Below are 18,364 nucleotides of genomic sequence, written 5' to 3'. Positions count from 1 at the left end.
TCGATATATGTTCTTGCGCGTCAGACCTGTCAGAAGGTCATGTGGAACGTCGCGCCGACGCCCTTGGTCGAGAGGTTCGGCATGACGGTCATGTTCAACCCCCGGCGCTCCACGTAGCTGTCGAGCACGGTCTGGCCGATGATGGTGCCGACCACCGCGCCCGCCGCCATGTCGCTCACCCAATGGTGGTGTCCGCGGATGTTCGACACCGCAGCCGCCCCTGCCACGAGGTATGGCACCCAGGAATTGTCGTAGACGCCGGAATAGACCCGCGCGACCGCGAAATACTGCGTGTAATGGTAGGATGGAAATGCCGTGCCGACACGCCCGTTGATCTGGATACCGGGGGCCTTGCCGAACTGGAACGGGTTGGTGGAATAGCCGATTTTCCGAGCGCCCGCTTCGCCGCCGGGAAAGGTCGACAGGTTGGGCACCGGGCGCATCCGCCCGAACATCGGTTTCAGGACGAGTTGCGTCGTGACAAAGGAATAGGCCACTGCCTTTGCGGACAGGAGCGCCGCGACCTGCGCGCGCTCGTCGTTGAACGCGAAGCCGTAGGCGTAGGTCAGCCCCATACCCGCGAGCATGTATTGATCTTCATAGGAGATCCGGCCCAGAAACGGGGCGGCATCACGCGGGATGATCGGTCCGGGGGTGAACCAGTCGAACAGCGGTTCGATCTTGTCCTGATAATAGGCCGTGAGCTTGTAGTCGTTGGCCATGAGCACGCCGATGCCCAGCGCCGCCGCGCCGGCGATCACCGGCTCGCGGAACGGAAAGAGGCCGATGTTGGCCATTTCCGTGCCCCAGGTTTTCGGCCCGCCGATGGACTGCGCGAAGGTGCGACCGGCCTTTTCGAACCGGGTTTCGCCGGTGTCGGAGAAATAGACCGACGGCATGCCTTCAAGCCAGTATCCGCCGTGATGGGAGGGGATCCGGTCACCGAATGAGTATCTGACCTCGGCGCGGACGGGTTGGGCGAGTGCGATCAACAGAAAGCCAAGCCCGAACAGGACCTTGGGCAGGCAAATGCCATAGCGCCGCAATGGATTGAACATCATTTCGGTGCCTCTCGCGCGACCTTTTCGAACGACGGATAGGCCGGAATAGCATGCCGATCAATCGCGCCGGTTCGCTTCTTCGTCAGGTGTTGTGGATGGGTCGCTTTTTGCCCTCTTCATCCAGCGCCACGAAGGTGAATACGCCTTCCGTCACCTTCTCGCTCGCCCCTTTGTATCCGCGCAGCACCCAGGCATCGAGCCGGACCGCGATCGAGGTGGTGCCCACGCTTTCGACTTCACCGTAGATGCACAGGATGTCGTTGATCTTCACCGGCCTGATGAACTTCATCGCCTCGACCGCGACGGTCGCCACACGGCCCCCGGCCCTCTCGATTGCGATGATGCCGCCGGCGATATCCATCTGGCTCAGCACCCATCCGCCGAAAATATCGCCCGCGCCATTGACGTCGGACGGCATGGCGACGGTGCGCAGCACCGCATGGCTCTCGGGCATGGTTTCGGTCATTGGTCCCTCCGTTTTGAGACCAAGTTATCAGTCAGGCCCCCACCCACAAGTCGTCCATTTACAAGACACCCCGCCCTGCCTATCGTTTTTTTGATCAAATAATCAAAACCCACCAAACGACCCCGGAGGTTCTTCATGGACGGCTATACCGACAACGACATTTCCCATGTCGTCGAGGCCGACAAGGCGCATGTCTGGCACCATCTCGTGCAGCACAAACCCTTCGAGACGGGCGAGCCGCGTATCATCGTCGAGGGCAAAGGCATTCGGGTCTGGGACCAGCAGGGGCGCGAGTTCATCGACGCCGTGTCGGGGGCTGTCTGGACGGTGAACGTGGGCTACGGGCGCGAGAGCATCGCCGATGCGGTCCGAGACCAGCTTGTGAAGATGAACTACTTCGCGGGGGCCGCCGGAACCGTGCCCGGCGCGATTTTCGCCGAGAAGCTGATCGAGAAGATGCCGGGGATGAGCCGGGTCTATTATTGCAACTCAGGGTCGGAGGCGAACGAGAAAGCCTTCAAGATGGTGCGCCAGATCGCGCACAAGAAATACGGGGGCAAGAAGACGAAGATCCTCTACCGCGACCGCGACTATCATGGCGGCACCTATGGCACGATGTCGGCGGGCGGTCAGGACGAGCGCGTCATGCAATACGGGCCATTGGCTCCGGATTTCGTGCGCGTGCCGCATTGCATGTATTACCGCGCGGCGGATCAGGGTCTTGGCGACCTCTCTGAGGAGGAATACGGCTATGTTGCGGCCCAGACCATCGAGGAGACCATCCTCGCCGAAGGCCCCGACACCGTAGGCGCGCTTTGCCTGGAGCCGATCACCGCAGGCGGCGGCGTCATCACACCCCCGCCCGGCTACTGGGACCGGGTGCAGGAGATCTGCCGGAAATACGACGTGCTTTTGCATATCGACGAGGTCGTGTGCGGCATGGGGCGGACCGGCAAGTGGTTCGGCTACCAGCATTACGGGATCGAGCCGGATTTCGTGACGCTCGCCAAGGGTGTCGCATCCGGCTATGCCGCCATCGCCTGCTGCGTCACGACCGAGCGGGTGTTCGACATGTTCAAGGAGCACCCGGAAGACAAGCTCGACCATTTCCGCGACATCTCGACCTTCGGGGGTTGCACCGGCGGCCCGGCGGCGGCGCTCGAGAACATGCGGATCATCGAGGATGAAGGGCTGGTCGAGAACACCGCCAAGATGGGCGAGCGGCTGACCGCGAACCTCAAGGCGCTGGAAGAAAAGCATGAGGTGATCGGTGACGTTCGCGGAATCGGGCTTTTCCAGGGGCTCGAACTTGTGAAGGACCGCAAGACGAAAGAGGTCGTGTCCGAGGCCGACATCGGGGCCGTGGTCGCCGCCTGCGCCGCGCGCGGGGTCATCATCGGGGCGTCCAACAGATCGGTTCCGGGGCTGAACAACGTTCTGTGCTTCTCGCCCGCCCTGATCGCCACCGCAGCCGATATCGACGCGATTACGGAAGCCGTCGACGGGGCCTTGTCCGAGGTGTTCGGGGGCTGATGCGGCGAGCCGCGAACCCTTATCGCAAGACGGGGCTGGACCACCCGGCCCTCGAACAGATGCCCTATCCGAAAAGCGACGCACGCGCCGCGCTCACCCGGATCGACCGCTGCCCGGAGCACCGGGTCACACCGCTCGTCGCCTCGCCCGCGCTTGCTGGGCTGGCAGGGGTTGGCGAGATGCGGATCAAGGATGAGCGTGGACGGATGGGTCTGGGCAGCTTCAAGGCGCTGGGGGCCGCGCATGTCATCGCGGTTCATGCGGAGGAAGGACGCGCGAAAGGTCAGACATATGTCGCGGCCAGTGCGGGGAACCACGGTCTTTCGGTTGCGGCAGGCGCGCGAACGTTCGGCGCCAAGTCACGGATATTCCTGTCGGAAACCGTCCCCGACGCCTTTGCGGAACGACTGCAACGCGAGGGCGCAGAGGTCGTGCGGGCCGGCGCAACGTATGAGGCCAGCATGGCGGCGGCGGAAGCCGAGGCCCAGGCCACCGGCGCGGCTCTTTTGTCTGACAGTTCATGGCCGGGGTATGCCGAGTTGCCACATATCCTCATGGAGGGATACCTGATCCTGATGGCCGAGATCGAAGACCAGCTCGACGCGCCGCCCACCCATATCTTCCTTCAGGCCGGGGTCGGCGGTCTGGCCGGTGCCGCCGCTGCCAGTGCGCGCAGGATGTGGGGCGACACGCCCCGGATCGTAGTCGTCGAACCTGACGCCGCGACTGCTCTCTTCGGTTCCATCGAGGCGGGTGCGCCGACCGTGGCAGAAGGCCCGGTTTCAGAAATGGGCCGGCTGGATTGCAAGGAGCCGTCGCTGATCGCGCTCAAGGGGCTTGCGCGCGATGCGGATGATTTCTTGACCATCACGGAAGCCGAGGGTGCCGCAGGCGCCGAAGCCTGCGCCGCAGCTGGCCTCGGGACAACGCCATCGGGGGCCGCTGGGATTGCGGGCTGCATTGCGGCTCAGGGCGCGTTTGGGTTGGATGGTTCGTCTCGCGTGCTCACGATCTTGTCGGAACGCGCGGAATGACGGGACCGGCCAGGGTTCCGGACAGCGAGTATCGCGACCGCGTCGCGACGACACAGGCAGGCATGGCGCGTGAGGGGCGTGACGCGCTTTTGCTGACGACAGACGCAGACATCCGCTACGTCACCGGCTTTCTGACCCGGTTCTGGGAAAGCCCGACACGACCGTGGTTCGTGATCGTTCCTGCCACGGGCGATCCGGTTGCTGTCATCCCCTCGATCGGGGCGAACCTGATGGGGCAAAGCTGGATCGACGACATCCGCACGTGGCGCGCGCCGGACTATACCGATGACGGTATCGGGTTGCTCGCCGATGCGCTGCGCGATGTGACCGGGACTGGCGAGAAGGTCGCGGTGCCATCGGGCCGGGAGACGCATGTGAGGATGCCTCTGGCCGATTGGGAGCGGCTCCAGCGCGCCCTGCCCGACCGCCTGTTCACGGACGACGCGGGCGTGATGCGCGGGACGCGGATGGTGAAATCACCGCTTGAGATCGACCTGATCCGCGAAGCCTGTGCCGTCGCCGATCGTGCGTTCGACCGGGTCCATGAAATTGCGCAGGCCGGAACACCGCTGGCCGAAGTCTTTCGCAGGTTCCAGATGCTCTGTCTCGAGGAAGGGGCGGATTGGGTGCCTTACCTCGCAGGCGGCGCTGGCCCCGGCGGCTATGGCGACGTGATTTCGCCCGCGACGACCGCGCCGCTTGTCGCGGGTGACGTGCTGATGCTCGATACCGGACTGATGCGCGACGGGTATTTCTGCGACTTCGACAGGAATTATAGCGTGGGGGAGCCGTCGCGCGCGGTTCAGGATGCCCATGCGACGTTGATCGACGCCACGCGCGCGAGTTTTGAATGCCTGCGTCCCGGCGCGACCGCCGCCGAGGCGTTTCACGCCATGGACCGCCTCCTGACCAAGGGCGGTGCGGGCACGGACGGAGGTCGCCTTGGTCACGGCCTTGGCATGTCTCTGACCGAGCCCCCATCTCTGATCGCTGCGGACGACACGGTGCTGCAACCGGGCATGGTGCTGACGCTCGAGCCGGGGATCGAGACGGGACCGGGCCGGATCATGGTGCACGAGGAGAACGTCGTCGTGACCGAAACGGGTGCGGAGTGGCTCTCCACCCCGCAAGGCGATCCCATCCGTCAGCTTCCGGCCTGACCTACCCCACTTTGGCACAAATTCGCCCCGATCCACGTAATTCCTGCGTCCCAACACCCGTCCGGGGCGGGAACATATGGCATCACGAAGCGTTGATACCACAAGACTTGGCAGGTGAGAACAAATGTTCTATTTATGTTCTCATTGAGCTTGGGAGACGCGAACATGTACGAAACGAACCCCCTTCCCCCGACCGACAAGCAATTGAACTACGCGCGCGCCATTGCGCGGAAACTGGATATGCCCATCCCGCGCGGGTCGCTCGAGACCCGGCAGGCGCTGTCGAGCTGGATTGATCGGCACAAGACGCGGAACACGACCGGCGGCAGCGCCACGTCGCGGCAGGTGGCGTTCGCGGAGAAGATTTCGCGCATCAAGCGGCGGGCGATCCCGGACGAATGCTTCCGAGACGCAGGGTTGATGAGCCGCTGGATCGACGCGAACAAGTAGGCGTCAGCGGTTCAGCCAGCCGAGCTTCTTGACCAGTGCCAGCTCCCCCACCGCGGCGAGAATGCGGACGAGATGATGAAGCGTGACGAAGGCCGGATTGCCCGTCAGCGACAAGGCGATAAGGCTCATTTCAGTGACGCCACCGGGCGCGAAGCTGATGATGAGCGTTTCCATGTCCAATCCGGCGAACCGCGATAGCGCGAAGGCGAACAGCACACCAAGACCCAGCATGAACGCCCCCGACACGGTGGCGAGACCAAGACCCTGCACCAGCATCCGGCGCGTAAGCCCCACGAAACGAAGGCCAAGGCTCGTGCCAAGAACGACCTGCGCGGTCGCGACGAGCCACGCGGGGATGACGAGGTCGATCAGCCCGAAGCCCGACGCGACCCCGACGAGAAGCAGCGGTCCGGTCAGCTGCGCCGCCGGTACGCGCACCAGCCCGCCGAGCCATAACCCAATCACCGCGAGTGCGAGGGTCAACGCGATATCGTGCCATTGCGCGGGGTCGTCGGAGAACGAAAGCCCTGCCGCAGACCCCACCGGTGCCCCTTCGTAAATCGAAATCGCGAACGGCAGGATGGCGACCACGACGATGATCCGTAGAAATTGCAGGATCGTCAGAACGCGCAGATCGGCTCCGTCCTCCTCACCGAACGCGATGGCCTCCATAAGCCCGCCCGGCGACCCGGAATAATAGGCCGTGTGAGGGTCGAGCCTGCCCAACCCCCGGAAAATCCTGTAATTTCCCCAATGCGCAATAACGACGAAGATGAGGATGGCCGGGATCGAATAGGCCATCTTGGGGATCAGCGAGAGGATTTCCGGCGTCACCTGCGCTCCGATCATCACGCCGATCACGCCGACGAAAACCTCGCGGAACCGCATGGGGAAGACGTAGCCCTCGGGAAAGCTGTGTCCGAAGGTCATGGCGATGATCGCCGAGCCGATCAGGCTGCCCAGCATGAAGGGCAGCGGCGTTCCGATCCAGAGGAACACGAACCCGAGCGCCGCGCCCACGACGAGCAGGGCTGCGGAGAAGACAAGATGTCGGGGAGGAGGGACACGCATACGGCAGGTATAGGCGGCTCAGGTCCGGGTGCAAGATGCCGTGATCAGGCTGGCACGGGCTGCTGCGGCCTGCGGATCATGTAATAGAGCCAGCCGACGACGACGAGGTTCAGCGCGCCCGACAAGGCGGCCACACCATAGGCGACGGAATAATCCGCGGTCAGGTCATAGAGCCAGCCGCCCATAAACCCGCCGTTGGCATGGCCGAGCCAACCGAATGTGGTGACGGCGCCAACGGCGAACGCGCGGCGCGACGGCGGCGTGTTGGCGGAGATGGTGGTCAGAACGCCGGTCATGACGCCGGCATAACCGAAACCGTAGATCGGGGCATACAGGTAGAACGCCGAGAGATCGTTGATGAGAATGAAGCCGTAGATCAGAAGCGTCATCCACGCGGTCGCGACCATGTAAGCGGGGATGGCACCGATCATGTCGGAAAACTTTCCGAAGGCGACACGCCCGAGGATACCGACCATCAACATCAGGAAAATGACGCCACCGGCCTGATCGGCCGTGAAACCGCAATCCTGGATGTAAGGCACGAGGTGCATGAGCGGCACCGACATGCAGGTGCAACACAGGAAGATGGCCACGCACATCGTCGGCACGACAAGGCGGAAGGGCGGATAGCCTTCGGCATCATCCCGCGTCACGGCCTGTCCGGTACGCGCTGCGGGCACCGGGCGCAGAAGCGTCGCGAGCGGGATCAGGATCACGAGCATCAGTCCGCCGGTCAATGCCAGCGCACCGGAGACCCCGAGGCTTTCGATCATGTAGGACGACATGAACGGCACGCCGCCCTGACCGAGCGCCTGCCCCGCCGAGGCAATCCCGATGGCGAGCCCCGCGCCCACAGGAAACCATTTGCCGACGAAAGCCATGATCGGCGCGAAAATCGCCGCAGCGCCGAAAAAGCCGCCGAGAAACATCAGGGCGTAGTAATGCCAAAGCGCCGTTGCGGCCGCTGCCGCGAGATAGGCCAACCCCAACGCGGTCACGCCGACAAGCACCACGGGCCGTGTTCCGCGACGATCGGCGATCGGCCCCATCAACAGGCCGCCGGCCGCCAGACCGACGATCCCGGCCACGTTGATCAGGGCGATGTCGCCGCGATCCCAGCCATGCAGCGTTTCCAACGGCACGACGTAAGCGGACATGCCGTTGACGACCGATCCCATCGCCAATGCAAGGATCAATGCCGAGGCGAACACCACGACCCAGCGGTGCGGCGACAAGTGCGCGTCAAGGCTCATGCTGTTCCCCTCCGTCGCCTCTCATTTTACGCGAAACGCCCGTGGAAGCGAGTCATTCGGCGGCCGTGCGCTCCTGCGCGGTCTTGGTCATGAAGCCGTTCAATGCGTCGACGCCGTCCGGGTCGAACCGCAGGCCAAGCTTGCTGCGGCGCCAGAGCACGTCCTCGGCCGTTCTCGCAAATTCGTTTCGCATGAGAAATCGCACCTCGGCCTCGGTCAGGTCTGCGCCGAAGTCCTGCCCCAGATCGCTCAGGTGCGTCGCGCCGTCGAGAATGGTCTCCGCTTCGGTTCCGTAACTTCTGAGCAGGCGTCGCGCCCATGTCTGCGTGAGGAACGGGTGACGCTCCATCCATGCAGCGATCATGGCAGGGCCGGCTTGCCGGTCGAAGGTCCCGCCCGGCAAGGGGGCGCCGGCGGTCCAGCGCCCGTCAAAGCCAAGCCGCGACAATGCGCTTTCGGCGAGCCTTCGGTACGTGGTGAGCTTGCCGCCCAGGACTGTAAGGACCGGCGCCCCGCCGCTGTCGTCATAGGCAAGCTGATAGTCGCGCGACGCCGATTGTGCGTCGCCCTCGCCTTCGATGAGGGGCCGCACGCCGGCGTAGCTCCAGACGATGTCGGCGACAGACACCGGAACGCGCAGATACTCATTGACGAAGCTGATGAGATATCGCGCTTCCTCGCCACTGCATGAGGGGTCGTCCGACAGGTCGGGCTGCTCGACGTCGGTCGTACCGATCAGCGTGAAATCGTCCTCATACGGCATGAGGAACACGACGCGGCCATCGTCGCCTTGCAGGATGTAGGGCTGATCGAGGCCGGGCAGACGGGGAAGCACGATATGCGAGCCGCGCACCAGCCGAAGGGAATGGCGCAAGCCTGTCATGGTGCTGACATCGCCCGCCCAGGGCCCGGCTGCGTTGACCAACCGTCGCGCACGGTGAGTCTCGACGCGGCCATTACGCTCGACCGAAATGTCCCAATGCGATGGGTGTCGGGTGGTCGAGACGACCCGCGCGCGCGTCAGGATGGTCGCGCCACGCATCGCCGCGTCGCGGGCGTTGAGCGCCACAAGGCGGGCATCGTCGACCCAAGCATCCGAATATTCGAACCCTGTCTTGAAGCGGCGCGACAGGAGCGCGCCCGCCGGGTGACGGGCCAAGTCCACCTGTTTCGTTCCCGGCAACCCGCCACCCCCCAACCTGTCATACAGAAACAGGCCGGAGCGCAGCATCCATTTCGGGCGAAGCCCGGCATGGTAGGGGAGCACGAACCGCAGCGGCCAGGCGATGTGGGGCATTGCGGCGAGCAGGACGGCGCGTTCGGAAAGAGCCTCGCGCACCAGCCGAAACTCGTAGAACTCGAGATAACGCAATCCACCGTGGATCAGCTTGGACGATGCCGATGACGTCGCCTGCGCCAGATCGCCCATCTCCGCGAGCGTCACGCGGAGCCCACGCCCGGCAGCATCACGCGCGATCCCGCAGCCGTTGACGCCGCCACCTAAGACGAAAAGATCCACCGTCTCACCCATAAGACGACCCTAACCCCGAACGGCGCACCTGCAAGCACACTTGAATATGATCATACCTGCCTCTAAAGACGGTGGGTCACCAGAGACAGCACATGACGACGTACACTTACGCCACTCCGCCGGGGGGACTGCCCCCGCAATCTCAGCTTTTGTCCGGTCGGGCCGTATTCACCGAGGCCTATGCCGTCATTCCGCGTGGCACGATGACCGACATCGTACTGATCGCGCTGCCGTTCTGGGGAAACACGAAGACCTGGGTTCTGTCGCGCCCGATGACGGGTTTCTCGGAGAGCTTCTCGCATTACGTGATGGAAGTCGCACCGGGCGGCGGGTCCGGCCAGCCGGAGACCAACCCCGACGCCGAGAGCGTTCTGTTCGTCACCAAGGGCGAACTGTGGCTGAACCTCGATGGCGACATCCATCGGATGGGACCGGGGGGATACGCGTTTCTCGCCCCCGGCGCGGACTGGACGATCGAGAACCAGGGCGACACGCCGGCCTTCTTCCACTGGATCCGCAAGCGGTACGACAAGGTCGAAGGTATCGACTGCCCCGCCTCGTTCGTCACCAACGAGCGCGACCACCCGCCCCACCCGATGCCGAACACGAACGACGCATGGCGCACGACGCGTTTCGTCGATCCGCTCGACACGGCACATGACATGCACGTCACCATCGTCGCGCTCGAACCGGGCGCGTCGATCCCGTTCCTCGAAACCCATGTGATGGAGCACGGGCTCTACGTGTTGCAGGGCAAGGGCGTCTACCGGCTCAACAAGGATTGGGTCGAGGTCGAGGCGGGCGATTACATGTGGCTTCGCGCCTTTTGCCCGCAGGCCTGTTATGCGGGCGGGGACGAGCCGTTCCGCTACCTGCTCTACAAGGACGTGAACCGGCATATGCCGCTGAACCTCTGAACCGGTTCCGATCTTCGGAAAAACGGCGGCGAAACAATGGCCGCGACTGTTCGCATTTCCGAAACAAATCCATAAATTTGCCCTATTGTGTCTCTAGACCCCTCGCAAATGACGACGATGAGCACAGACACACCAAACCGGGCCGAACCACGCCAATCTTCCCGCCTTCGAGACACCCTACTTCTTGTGGGATTGTTCGGGCTGGTGGCGATCGGATTGATCGGCGCGGCGGCGGCGACCGGTTGGGATGAGACCAAGGCGCAACTTGCAAAGCTGAGCCTTGGCCAGTTCGGTCTGCTGCTCGCCCTGTCTTTGTTCAACTACGGCTTTCGCGGGCTGCGTTGGCACCTGTTTGCGCGCAAGCTCGGGCTGCCCGTTACGCTTGGCGCGAGTTTCCGGCACTACCTTGGTGGTTTTGCCATGACGGTGACGCCGGGACGCGTTGGAGAACTCGTCCGGATGCGCTGGCTCCGGCGGGAGACCGGCTGGAGCTTCGAACGCACCGCGCCGCTGGTGCTCGTTGACCGCGCGATGGACCTTGCCGCTATGGGGCTGATCCTCGGCGTCGCGCTGGCCTTCTCGACCACCGGGATCGCGGGCGGCGTGCCGGTCACGATCCTCGCGCTCATCGGCGCTTTCGTCGCGACGCGCCCCGTGATCCTCGAACGCATCGCAAAGCTCGGACATCGCGCAACCGGACGCCTGCCGCGCCTCTTCGCGAGAGTCCGGCGCGCCGCACGGTCGCTCAAGATATTCTCGGCGCCCGGATTGATGGGCGGCGCGGTTTTCGTCGGCCTCGTCGGATGGGCGGCTGAGGGCTATGCCTTTCACCTGCTCCTTGTCTGGATGGGCGCCGATATCGGTCTCGCCAAAGCGGTTGCGATTTTCGTCTTCGCGACGCTTGCGGGCGGGTTGACCGGCGCACCGGGTGGCGTGGGCGGGGCCGAAGCGGCGATGATCGCGCTTCTCGCGCTCGAAGGCGTGGGCTTGGAAACCTCCGTCCCCGCAACTGCGATCATTCGCGTGACCACGCTGTGGTTCGCCATCGGGATCGGGCTGATCCTGTTCCCCGTGGCGGAAAAGATTTCGAAAAGGCAGGAACATGCTCTGGAAAACAACTGAATATGCGGGATGGGGCGGCGCTCTGACCGCAACAGGCGAGATCGCGCGACCAGAACGCGCCTCGACGCTTGAAGCGCTGCTCGCCGACGCCCCCGCCCCCGCCTTCGGCAATCGCCGCTCTTACGGCGATGCCGCGCTGAATGACGGTGGACGCGCCATAGACATGACGCGGATGGACAAGATCATCGGGTTTGACGCGGACACCGGCGTAGTCGAGGCGGAAGCGGGCGTCACGCTCGCAACGCTCATGGAGTTGTTCGCCCCGCGCGGCTGGGTGCCTGCCGTTGTGCCCGGCACGGGGTTCGCCACCGTGGGCGGCGCGATCGGGCAGGACGTTCACGGCAAAAACCACCATGTCGACGGCAGCTTCGGCAACCACGTGATTTCGATCGCGCTCGTCTCGAACGGCAAACGCGTGACCTGTTCGCCGAGCCGGAACAAGGCATTGTTCCGTGCGACGCTGGGCGGGATCGGGCAGACCGGCGTGATCCTGTCGGCCAAGTTGCAAATGAAGCGAACTCCCGGCACGACGATGCAGGTGACCGAGACGCGGCTCGCCGACTGGGACGAACAGATCGACGCGCTCTCGACCTCGACCGCGACCTTTGCCGTCAGTTGGATCGATGCGCAGGCCAAGGGCCGCGCGATGGGGCGCGGGATTCTCGAAGAAGCCGAGCTTGCCGATGCGGACGCCCCCGCCCCGGCCAAGGCGAAATCGGTGCCGCTCAATCTGGGCCTCTTTTCGAATGGGCTGTTCGCAAGGATTTTCAACGAGGCTTATTTCCGCCGGGTCCCGGCCGACGGCAAAGTGAGCGTAAAACGGCTCGAAGCGTTCTTCTTTCCGCTGGACAAGGTCCACAACATCAACCGGCTCTACGGCAAAGGTGGTTTCCATCAATTCCAATGCGTGGTGCCGACCGGTTCGGTGGACGTGCTCGAGGACATGATGAACCGCGTTGCGCGCTCTGGCCTCGCCTCGCCGCTCGCGGTGCTCAAGCGCATGGGCGAGGACCGGGCCGGCATGATGTCGTTCCCGATGGAGGGCTACACGCTCGCCGTCGATTTCCCGAACAAAGCGAAGGCCCGGACCCTGATCGGCACGTTGGAGACCATGACCCGAGAAGCTGACGGCCGCCTTTACCTCGCCAAGGACTCGCTCGCCACTGGCGCGGCGATCAAGGCGATGTATCCCGAATGGTCCGACTGGGCCGCAGAGGTCGCCAAGGCCGACCCCGATGAGACGATGGTGACCGACATGGTGCGGCGACTGGAATTGAGAGGCTGACATGCAGGAAACCTGGATCATTCTCGGCGCGACGTCGTCGATGGCGCGGGCCTTTGGCCGGAAACTGGCCGAACGCGGGGCGACCGTGTTCCTTGCGGGCCGTGACATGGCCGACCTGAAAGGTGCCGCATCGGACCTGTCGGCGCGGGGCGCTGCCCATGCGGAAGCGGTGAAATTCGACGCGCGCGACGCTGCGAGCTTTCAGCCGATCATCGACAAGGCGACCGGCACCGAAGGCACGATCAACGCCGCAGTGTTCGTCGGCTCCATGCCGGAGCAATCCGCCATAGACGCAGACCCGGCGCTGATCGACGGGACCGTGACCGACAGCTTCACCGGCCCGGCCCGGTTCCTGCAACTCCTCGCCCCCGAAATGGAAGCCCGCGCGGGCGGAACCGTCGTGGGGGTCGGATCGGTGGCTGGCGACAGGGGGCGGCTCGGCAACTATGTCTACGGCGCGGCCAAGGCGGGGTTCGCGACGTATCTTTCAGGCCTTCGCAACCGGCTCACCCGATCGGGGGGGCATGTCGTGACGGTCAAGCCGGGTTTCGTGGATACCGCGATGACCTGGGGGATCGAGGGCATGTTCCTTGTCGCCGATCCGATGGACGTGGCCGAGGACATCCTGAAGGCCGTCGAGAAGAAGCGTGACGTGATCTACACGCCGTTCTTCTGGCGCTACATCATGCTCATCATCCGCTCGGTGCCGGAACGCGTGTTCAAGAAACTGTCGATCTGACCGGATTGCGCGGCGGGCAAGCCCGCCACGCGATATGCGAGGGCTCTGCCCTCGCGCTCCCGAAGTATTTTTGAAACGATGAAAGGGATCGTGTCAGCCGACGACCTGAGAGAACCACTTTTCCCACAGACCGGCCGCCTGGAACATCATGGCGATGACGATCAGGATCAGGCCGATCCCGCGCTTGTCCTTGAGGGCGAAAACGATCGGGTCGTGGTCCTGCTTGCCGAAATATCCAAGCCGTAGCATGCGCACGAGCCACCAGGTGATGGGGATGAGGCAGAGCCAGATAAGCCACCTCGTCGGATAGAGATCTTCGGCCTGTCCGGTGAAGCTGTAGCCGAACCAGGCCAGGAGCGCGATGGCGATGCCGATGATGCCGACGTTGAGAAGGTCGCTCCGGTCTGGCTTTCCGTAGCCGCGCCCGGGCAGGCGTTCGTCGCCTTCGGCCAGCGTCACTTCGGTCAGTCGTTTGACCGCGCCGAGCATGAGAAAGGCCGGGAAGATGAACACCAAGAGATAGCCCGACACATAGACCCCCGCCGCGAATGCACCTGCGATGACGCGGATCGTGTAGAGGCCGGCAAGAACGGCGATGTCGATCCAGCGCATCCGCTTGAGCTTGAGCGAATAGGCGAGCGACAACCCCATGTAAACCACGATGATCCCGAGGAAGGCCGGGTTCAGCCATGCCGCGAGCACCAGAGCGATCAGCCCCGCGCCAAACCCGGCCGCCATTCCGACCGAAATCGGGACCGCGCCGGAGGCGAAGGGGCGATGCTTTTTCTTGACGTGGAGGCGGTCGGCTTCGAGATCGAGCAGGTCGTTCACCACGTAGATCGACGATGCCGCGAGAGAAAAGGCGATCATGCCGAGCGCGACGAGGCCGAGCGTGGCCAACGAGAACTCGTGCGCGGCCATGACGGGGACAAAGAGCAGGATGTTCTTGACCCATTGATGCGGGCGGAGCGCCTTAGCGACCTTGCGAAGCGCGTAGCCGCCCTCGATCCGTATCACGGGCTTGCCCTGGGCTTCCATCGCCTTGGCAGAGCCCTCATCACCGACGACGAGCGCGCGGTCGGCATGGGCCCAGACCTCTCGGTCAATATCGTCGTTTCCGGCGTAGTCGAAACCGCCCTCGCCATATGCCTCGACCAGCGCGGTGGCCTTGGTTTTGCCTTTGAGGTTGCGATCTTCGGTGGAGGCGAACACGCGCTCGGACAGCCCATGGTCGCGGGCGAGGCTTTTCACGAGTGCCTCGTTCGATGCCGAGGCCAGAACGACCTCGCGCCCTGCGGCTTGGGCCTCGCGCGCCGCTGACAGCACGTCTTCGTTCACCGGCATGAGGTCGGTGCGCACCTCGGTCAGGTCGACGAGGCGGGCTTTCAGTCGCGCGGGGTCTGACAGGAAACGAAACGCCGCCTTGATCGTCTCGACTGGCGCCTGCCCCAACCCCGCCCAAAACGTTTCGAACAGAAGATCGGTGCGCAGGAAGGTGCCATCGACGTCGAGCACCAGCGGTTTCTTGTCAGCCATGTATCAGGTTCCGTTGACGGCGAACACGCAGCCGTCCGTCATGAGTTGCGGAGGGGTCAGGCACAGCCCGCGCGCGACGCGCCATGCGTTCAGCACCTTGGGCACATAGGCCCGTGTCTCGGCATAAGGTGGCACGCCGCCGTGGTCGGCCACCGCGTTTTCGCCGGCATTGTATCCGGCCAGCGCAAGGATCGGGTCGCGGTCGAATTCCTTCATGAGCCAGGCGAGGTAGGCGACACCGCCTTTTATGTTCTGGATCGGATCGGTGGCATCCTCCACCCCGAACCGGGCCGCGGTCGCCGGGATCAGCTGCATCAGGCCCTGTGCGCCCTTCTCGCTGACCGCTTTGGGCTTGCCGGAGCTCTCGACGGATATCAGCGCGAGAACGAAGGCGGGCGAGATATCGGTCCCGATGGTCGCCATGAGGATCTCGGGCCCATGCGCCTGCGCGATGTCTTGAAGCGATTGAAGGCGCGGCGGGGCGATCTCGGTCTGCGTGTCCATCAGGGACAGAGCACGGGCGAGGTTTTCCGGGCCGCCTTTGTCCAGCTCGGGCGCGACCTCGTTCCAGAACCACGTAAAGGGGAGCGGCTCGGGTTTTTGACCGTCGGGCGATTTCGCCGAGACCTCGGTCACCTCGCCCGCCTGGGCCGATTGCTCGGCGGCCGCTTTGGCATGAGCCTCGGCGCGTTCCTCGGCCTCCGCGACACTCGCTTCGCGCGCGCGTGCGAGTTCCAATGCCGCGGCATTCGCCGCCGCGAGCCGGCGCGCCTGCTCCTCCGGGTCGATCTGCACGGTGATACGCCGGTTCGAGCCGGGCGTCGGCGCGGACATGCGTTTGAAGGTGAAAGCCTCGGCCTCCCCCGTCGCGTCCGTTTCCTGAGCCGCCGCCGGAAGGGCCAATACCCCCGCAATTAGCCCGATGGCGCCCAAGAGCGTTACCAGCTTACCCCGCATTTTGCGAAAACCTGCGCTGCCTCGTCGTTTTTCTTTTGAGGCATCATCGCAAATCCGTTTCGAAAGGGCCAGTTTTTTAGGGATTGATCACAAGATCCGTGACAAATGCGCAATTCGCGGACGAGTTAGTTAAATTTTTATCCTTAGATTTCATATGGTTAACGCGTTAATCCCGACTTATCCTCACTTACCAAAAATCGTACCAACCACGCCCAATTTCCGCCTACATCCGAATGGATATTCCCAAAATGCCAAGCAGGAAAGCGGGCCGGTTCACAGGCGGTTCGGATGGAAAGCTGGTGTGATGTGAAACTGATAAGCTTTTTATTTCGGAGGGAAATGAGATGAACCTGATCAAGCTTGCCAAGAAATTCCGCGCTGACGAAGACGGTGCGGTCACTGTCGACTGGGTCGTGCTGACGGCCGCCATCGTTGGCCTCGGCATCGCCGTGCTGACCTCGGTTTCCGGCGGGACCACCTCGCTGGCCGACAAGATCTCGTCCAGCCTCTCGGCCATGACGATCCTGACGCACTAAGCGTCGACAAGACCAAACCAAGGAATATTTCGATGAACATCATGAACTTTGTGAAGCGGTTCAAGAAAGACGAAGACGGCGCCGTGACCGTGGACTGGGTTGTCCTCACCGCCGCCATCGTCGGCCTCGGCATCGCGGTTCTTACCTCGGTCTCCGGCGGCACCACGTCGCTTGCCGACAAGATCTCGTCCAGCCTTTCGGCCATGACGATCCTGACGCACTAAGCGTCGAAACGACTAAACCAAGGAAAAATACGATGAACTTTATGAACATTGTAAAGCGGTTCAAGAAAGACGAAGACGGCGCCGTGACCGTGGACTGGGTTGTCCTCACCGCCGCCATCGTCGGCCTCGGCATCGCGGTTCTTACCTCGGTCTCCGGCGGCACCACGTCGCTGGCCGACAAGATCTCGTCCAGCCTTTCGGCCATGACGGTTCTCACCCACTAAGGGTGACATAAGACCTCCGGAAATGGGCCGCATCCTCCGGGTGCGGCCCTTTCCCAATTCAGGGCCCCGGCGACCCATACGCACATTGTCTCCGGAGTCGGCAAAATCTCTGCAAAATCACGCTTTGTGCAGAATTTCGCCCCATTTTGTGTGCAGCGTATCGAGTGTGAACTCTATCGCCGGGAGAACCGGCCAAGAGAAAAGGAACATGTTATGCGAGCAGTTTTCGGACTCGTGCTGGTTGTCGGACTGGCTCTTGCAGGTTTCGCCGTTTACATGGCGCAGGACTATATCGGCAAATACCAGGCCGCCCTCGCCGCCGCGAAGGCGAACCAGGGCCCCAAGATCGACCTTGCCGAAATCTATGTCGTGAGCGAAACGCTCGCCTATGGCGACCGGATCACCGACGATAACATCCGGCTGGTCAGGTTCCCGGTGGAAGCGCTCCCCGAAGGACATTTCAAGAAGATCGAAGACGTCTTTCCCCAAGGCGAAAAACGCTTCCGCACCGTGCTTCGCGCGATCGAGAAAGACGAGCCGCTGCTGGCCGTGAAAGTCACCGACGCAGGTTCGGATGCCGGCGTTGCCGCGCGTCTGGACAAGGGGATGCGCGCCTTCGCGATCCGCGTCGACGTGGCATCCGGCGTGTCGGGCTTCCTGCGTCCCGGTGACGAAGTGGACATCTACTGGACCGGTCGCGGACAAGTGGACGCGCTGACGTCGAAGAGCGTGACCAAACTCATCCAGAAGAACGTCAAGATCATCGCGATCGACCAGATTGCCGACCAGGACCGGTCGACGCCGACCGTCGCGCGCACCGTGACCGTCGAGGCGACGCCGCAACAGGTCGCATCGCTGGCCCAGGCACAAGCGACCGGCCGGATGGCGCTTTCGCTCGTCGGCGCCGGTGACGATGTAGTGTCCGACGCTGTCGAGATCGACCAGAACACCCTGCTCGGGATCGAGACCGCCGAGGTTGCGGCACCGGTCGAGAAGAAAGTCTGCTCAATCACGACCCGGAAAGGCGCGGAGACCGTAGAAGTCCCGATCCCCTGCCCGACAAACTGATCGAACCACCATCACCGACCCTGTGGGCAATTCGCACCTGTTGCGAGTTGCCCACAAGACTTTGGGGCTCCAAGTCCTTGATTCTTGCAAAAAAGATAAAAGTGGCGCATGGTCGCACGAAATCAGGTGACGGGATCCGGGAAAACCCGGGCGATGAGCACTTACAGGCGACCCCCGAAATTCGGGGTAAAGACATC

At 63.3% G+C, this 18,364-nt stretch carries 19 protein-coding genes; 12 read left to right on the top strand and 7 right to left on the bottom strand.

Features of this window, described 5'->3' with window-relative positions:
* Positions 1–29: 29 nt before the first annotated feature.
* Positions 30–1,061, bottom strand: a complete 1,032-nt coding sequence (locus KJP28_RS08660; protein WP_218392159.1) for a phosphatase PAP2 family protein — start codon at positions 1,059–1,061, stop codon at positions 30–32.
* An 82-nt stretch (positions 1,062–1,143) separates the two neighbouring features.
* The gene (locus KJP28_RS08655) at positions 1,144–1,527 is read right to left on the bottom strand and encodes an acyl-CoA thioesterase (protein WP_218392158.1); all 384 of its coding nucleotides are present in this window, start codon (positions 1,525–1,527) and stop codon (positions 1,144–1,146) included.
* 135 nt (positions 1,528–1,662) lie between these two features.
* On the opposite strand from KJP28_RS08655, the gene KJP28_RS08650 reads away from it, so the two are divergent.
* The 4 genes from KJP28_RS08650 (at position 1,663) to KJP28_RS08635 (ending at position 5,704) form a co-directional block, all read left to right on the top strand.
* Complete coding sequence (locus KJP28_RS08650) at positions 1,663–3,060, top strand: aminotransferase family protein (protein ID WP_218392157.1); 1,398 nt, start codon at positions 1,663–1,665, stop codon at positions 3,058–3,060.
* Positions 3,060–4,094, top strand: coding sequence for a pyridoxal-phosphate dependent enzyme (locus KJP28_RS08645; protein ID WP_218392156.1), 1,035 nt, complete (start codon positions 3,060–3,062; stop codon positions 4,092–4,094). Before KJP28_RS08650 ends, KJP28_RS08645 begins: the two co-directional genes overlap by 1 nt.
* Positions 4,091–5,254: a M24 family metallopeptidase gene (locus tag KJP28_RS08640; RefSeq protein ID WP_218392155.1), complete on the top strand. Its 1,164-nt coding sequence runs from the start codon at positions 4,091–4,093 to the stop codon at positions 5,252–5,254. The genes KJP28_RS08645 and KJP28_RS08640 overlap by 4 nt, the downstream gene beginning before the upstream one ends.
* A gap of 165 nt (positions 5,255–5,419) precedes the next feature.
* Positions 5,420–5,704 (top strand): hypothetical protein, encoded by a 285-nt coding sequence (locus tag KJP28_RS08635; protein ID WP_218392154.1) that lies wholly within the window; start codon positions 5,420–5,422, stop codon positions 5,702–5,704.
* A 3-nt stretch (positions 5,705–5,707) separates the two neighbouring features.
* Here the strand turns inward: KJP28_RS08635 and KJP28_RS08630 are convergent, their stop codons facing one another.
* From KJP28_RS08630 to glpD, 3 genes are read right to left on the bottom strand one after another with little or no spacing between them, the layout of a single operon-like run.
* The gene (locus tag KJP28_RS08630) at positions 5,708–6,775 is read right to left on the bottom strand and encodes an AbrB family transcriptional regulator (protein ID WP_218392153.1); all 1,068 of its coding nucleotides are present in this window, start codon (positions 6,773–6,775) and stop codon (positions 5,708–5,710) included.
* A 44-nt stretch (positions 6,776–6,819) separates the two neighbouring features.
* Positions 6,820–8,028: an MFS transporter gene (locus KJP28_RS08625; RefSeq protein ID WP_218392152.1), complete on the bottom strand. Its 1,209-nt coding sequence runs from the start codon at positions 8,026–8,028 to the stop codon at positions 6,820–6,822.
* Positions 8,029–8,080: 52 nt separating this feature from the next.
* On the bottom strand, positions 8,081–9,559 hold the full coding sequence (glpD, locus tag KJP28_RS08620) for a glycerol-3-phosphate dehydrogenase (protein WP_218392151.1): 1,479 nt from the start codon (positions 9,557–9,559) through the stop codon (positions 8,081–8,083).
* Positions 9,560–9,651: 92 nt separating this feature from the next.
* Between glpD and KJP28_RS08615 the strand changes: the two genes are divergently transcribed.
* The 4 genes from KJP28_RS08615 to KJP28_RS08600 all read left to right on the top strand — a co-directional run bounded on the left by KJP28_RS08615 (position 9,652) and on the right by KJP28_RS08600 (position 13,622).
* On the top strand, positions 9,652–10,476 hold the full coding sequence (locus KJP28_RS08615) for a bifunctional allantoicase/(S)-ureidoglycine aminohydrolase (protein ID WP_218392150.1): 825 nt from the start codon (positions 9,652–9,654) through the stop codon (positions 10,474–10,476).
* A gap of 204 nt (positions 10,477–10,680) precedes the next feature.
* Positions 10,681–11,598 (top strand): lysylphosphatidylglycerol synthase transmembrane domain-containing protein, encoded by a 918-nt coding sequence (locus tag KJP28_RS08610; protein WP_336245321.1) that lies wholly within the window; start codon positions 10,681–10,683, stop codon positions 11,596–11,598.
* Complete coding sequence (locus tag KJP28_RS08605; RefSeq protein WP_218392148.1) at positions 11,579–12,883, top strand: FAD-binding oxidoreductase; 1,305 nt, start codon at positions 11,579–11,581, stop codon at positions 12,881–12,883. The genes KJP28_RS08610 and KJP28_RS08605 overlap by 20 nt, the downstream gene beginning before the upstream one ends.
* A gap of 1 nt (position 12,884) precedes the next feature.
* Positions 12,885–13,622 (top strand): SDR family oxidoreductase, encoded by a 738-nt coding sequence (locus tag KJP28_RS08600; RefSeq protein ID WP_218392147.1) that lies wholly within the window; start codon positions 12,885–12,887, stop codon positions 13,620–13,622.
* Between the two features lie 93 nt (positions 13,623–13,715).
* Here the strand turns inward: KJP28_RS08600 and KJP28_RS08595 are convergent, their stop codons facing one another.
* Positions 13,716–15,158, bottom strand: a complete 1,443-nt coding sequence (locus tag KJP28_RS08595) for a UbiA family prenyltransferase (protein ID WP_218392146.1) — start codon at positions 15,156–15,158, stop codon at positions 13,716–13,718.
* Positions 15,159–15,161: 3 nt separating this feature from the next.
* Positions 15,162–16,115: a lytic transglycosylase domain-containing protein gene (locus KJP28_RS08590; RefSeq protein ID WP_218392145.1), complete on the bottom strand. Its 954-nt coding sequence runs from the start codon at positions 16,113–16,115 to the stop codon at positions 15,162–15,164.
* Positions 16,116–16,459: 344 nt separating this feature from the next.
* On the opposite strand from KJP28_RS08590, the gene KJP28_RS08585 reads away from it, so the two are divergent.
* The 4 genes from KJP28_RS08585 to cpaB all read left to right on the top strand — a co-directional run bounded on the left by KJP28_RS08585 (position 16,460) and on the right by cpaB (position 18,167).
* Positions 16,460–16,651, top strand: coding sequence for a Flp family type IVb pilin (locus KJP28_RS08585; protein WP_218392144.1), 192 nt, complete (start codon positions 16,460–16,462; stop codon positions 16,649–16,651).
* A 32-nt stretch (positions 16,652–16,683) separates the two neighbouring features.
* Positions 16,684–16,875, top strand: coding sequence for a Flp family type IVb pilin (locus tag KJP28_RS08580; protein WP_218392143.1), 192 nt, complete (start codon positions 16,684–16,686; stop codon positions 16,873–16,875).
* 32 nt (positions 16,876–16,907) lie between these two features.
* Entirely contained in the window at positions 16,908–17,099 is a 192-nt protein-coding gene (locus tag KJP28_RS08575; RefSeq protein ID WP_218392142.1) for a Flp family type IVb pilin, read from the top strand.
* 213 nt (positions 17,100–17,312) lie between these two features.
* Positions 17,313–18,167 (top strand): Flp pilus assembly protein CpaB, encoded by an 855-nt coding sequence (gene cpaB, locus KJP28_RS08570; RefSeq protein WP_218392141.1) that lies wholly within the window; start codon positions 17,313–17,315, stop codon positions 18,165–18,167.
* Positions 18,168–18,364 lie beyond the last annotated feature (197 nt).

The sequence above is a fragment of the Maritimibacter dapengensis genome (genome assembly GCF_019218265.1).
GTDB classification, from domain to species: Bacteria; Pseudomonadota; Alphaproteobacteria; order Rhodobacterales; family Rhodobacteraceae; genus Maritimibacter; species Maritimibacter dapengensis.
This window is presented reverse-complemented; position numbering and strand designations above follow the sequence as displayed.

Excerpts from the sequence above, each read along its gene's own strand:
- KJP28_RS08660 (WP_218392159.1), bottom strand. The coding sequence starts at position 1,061 with ATGATGTTCAATCCATTGCGGCGCTATGGCATTTGCCTGCCCAAGGTC.
- KJP28_RS08655 (WP_218392158.1), bottom strand. The coding sequence starts at position 1,527 with ATGACCGAAACCATGCCCGAGAGCCATGCGGTGCTGCGCACCGTCGCC.
- KJP28_RS08650 (WP_218392157.1), top strand. The coding sequence starts at position 1,663 with ATGGACGGCTATACCGACAACGACATTTCCCATGTCGTCGAGGCCGAC.
- KJP28_RS08645 (WP_218392156.1), top strand. The coding sequence starts at position 3,060 with ATGCGGCGAGCCGCGAACCCTTATCGCAAGACGGGGCTGGACCACCCG.
- KJP28_RS08640 (WP_218392155.1), top strand. The coding sequence starts at position 4,091 with ATGACGGGACCGGCCAGGGTTCCGGACAGCGAGTATCGCGACCGCGTC.
- KJP28_RS08635 (WP_218392154.1), top strand. The coding sequence starts at position 5,420 with ATGTACGAAACGAACCCCCTTCCCCCGACCGACAAGCAATTGAACTAC.
- KJP28_RS08630 (WP_218392153.1), bottom strand. The coding sequence starts at position 6,775 with ATGCGTGTCCCTCCTCCCCGACATCTTGTCTTCTCCGCAGCCCTGCTC.
- KJP28_RS08625 (WP_218392152.1), bottom strand. The coding sequence starts at position 8,028 with ATGAGCCTTGACGCGCACTTGTCGCCGCACCGCTGGGTCGTGGTGTTC.
- glpD (WP_218392151.1), bottom strand. The coding sequence starts at position 9,559 with ATGGGTGAGACGGTGGATCTTTTCGTCTTAGGTGGCGGCGTCAACGGC.
- KJP28_RS08615 (WP_218392150.1), top strand. The coding sequence starts at position 9,652 with ATGACGACGTACACTTACGCCACTCCGCCGGGGGGACTGCCCCCGCAA.
- KJP28_RS08605 (WP_218392148.1), top strand. The coding sequence starts at position 11,579 with ATGCTCTGGAAAACAACTGAATATGCGGGATGGGGCGGCGCTCTGACC.
- KJP28_RS08600 (WP_218392147.1), top strand. The coding sequence starts at position 12,885 with ATGCAGGAAACCTGGATCATTCTCGGCGCGACGTCGTCGATGGCGCGG.
- KJP28_RS08595 (WP_218392146.1), bottom strand. The coding sequence starts at position 15,158 with ATGGCTGACAAGAAACCGCTGGTGCTCGACGTCGATGGCACCTTCCTG.
- KJP28_RS08590 (WP_218392145.1), bottom strand. The coding sequence starts at position 16,115 with ATGCGGGGTAAGCTGGTAACGCTCTTGGGCGCCATCGGGCTAATTGCG.
- KJP28_RS08585 (WP_218392144.1), top strand. The coding sequence starts at position 16,460 with ATGAACCTGATCAAGCTTGCCAAGAAATTCCGCGCTGACGAAGACGGT.
- KJP28_RS08580 (WP_218392143.1), top strand. The coding sequence starts at position 16,684 with ATGAACATCATGAACTTTGTGAAGCGGTTCAAGAAAGACGAAGACGGC.
- KJP28_RS08575 (WP_218392142.1), top strand. The coding sequence starts at position 16,908 with ATGAACTTTATGAACATTGTAAAGCGGTTCAAGAAAGACGAAGACGGC.
- cpaB (WP_218392141.1), top strand. The coding sequence starts at position 17,313 with ATGCGAGCAGTTTTCGGACTCGTGCTGGTTGTCGGACTGGCTCTTGCA.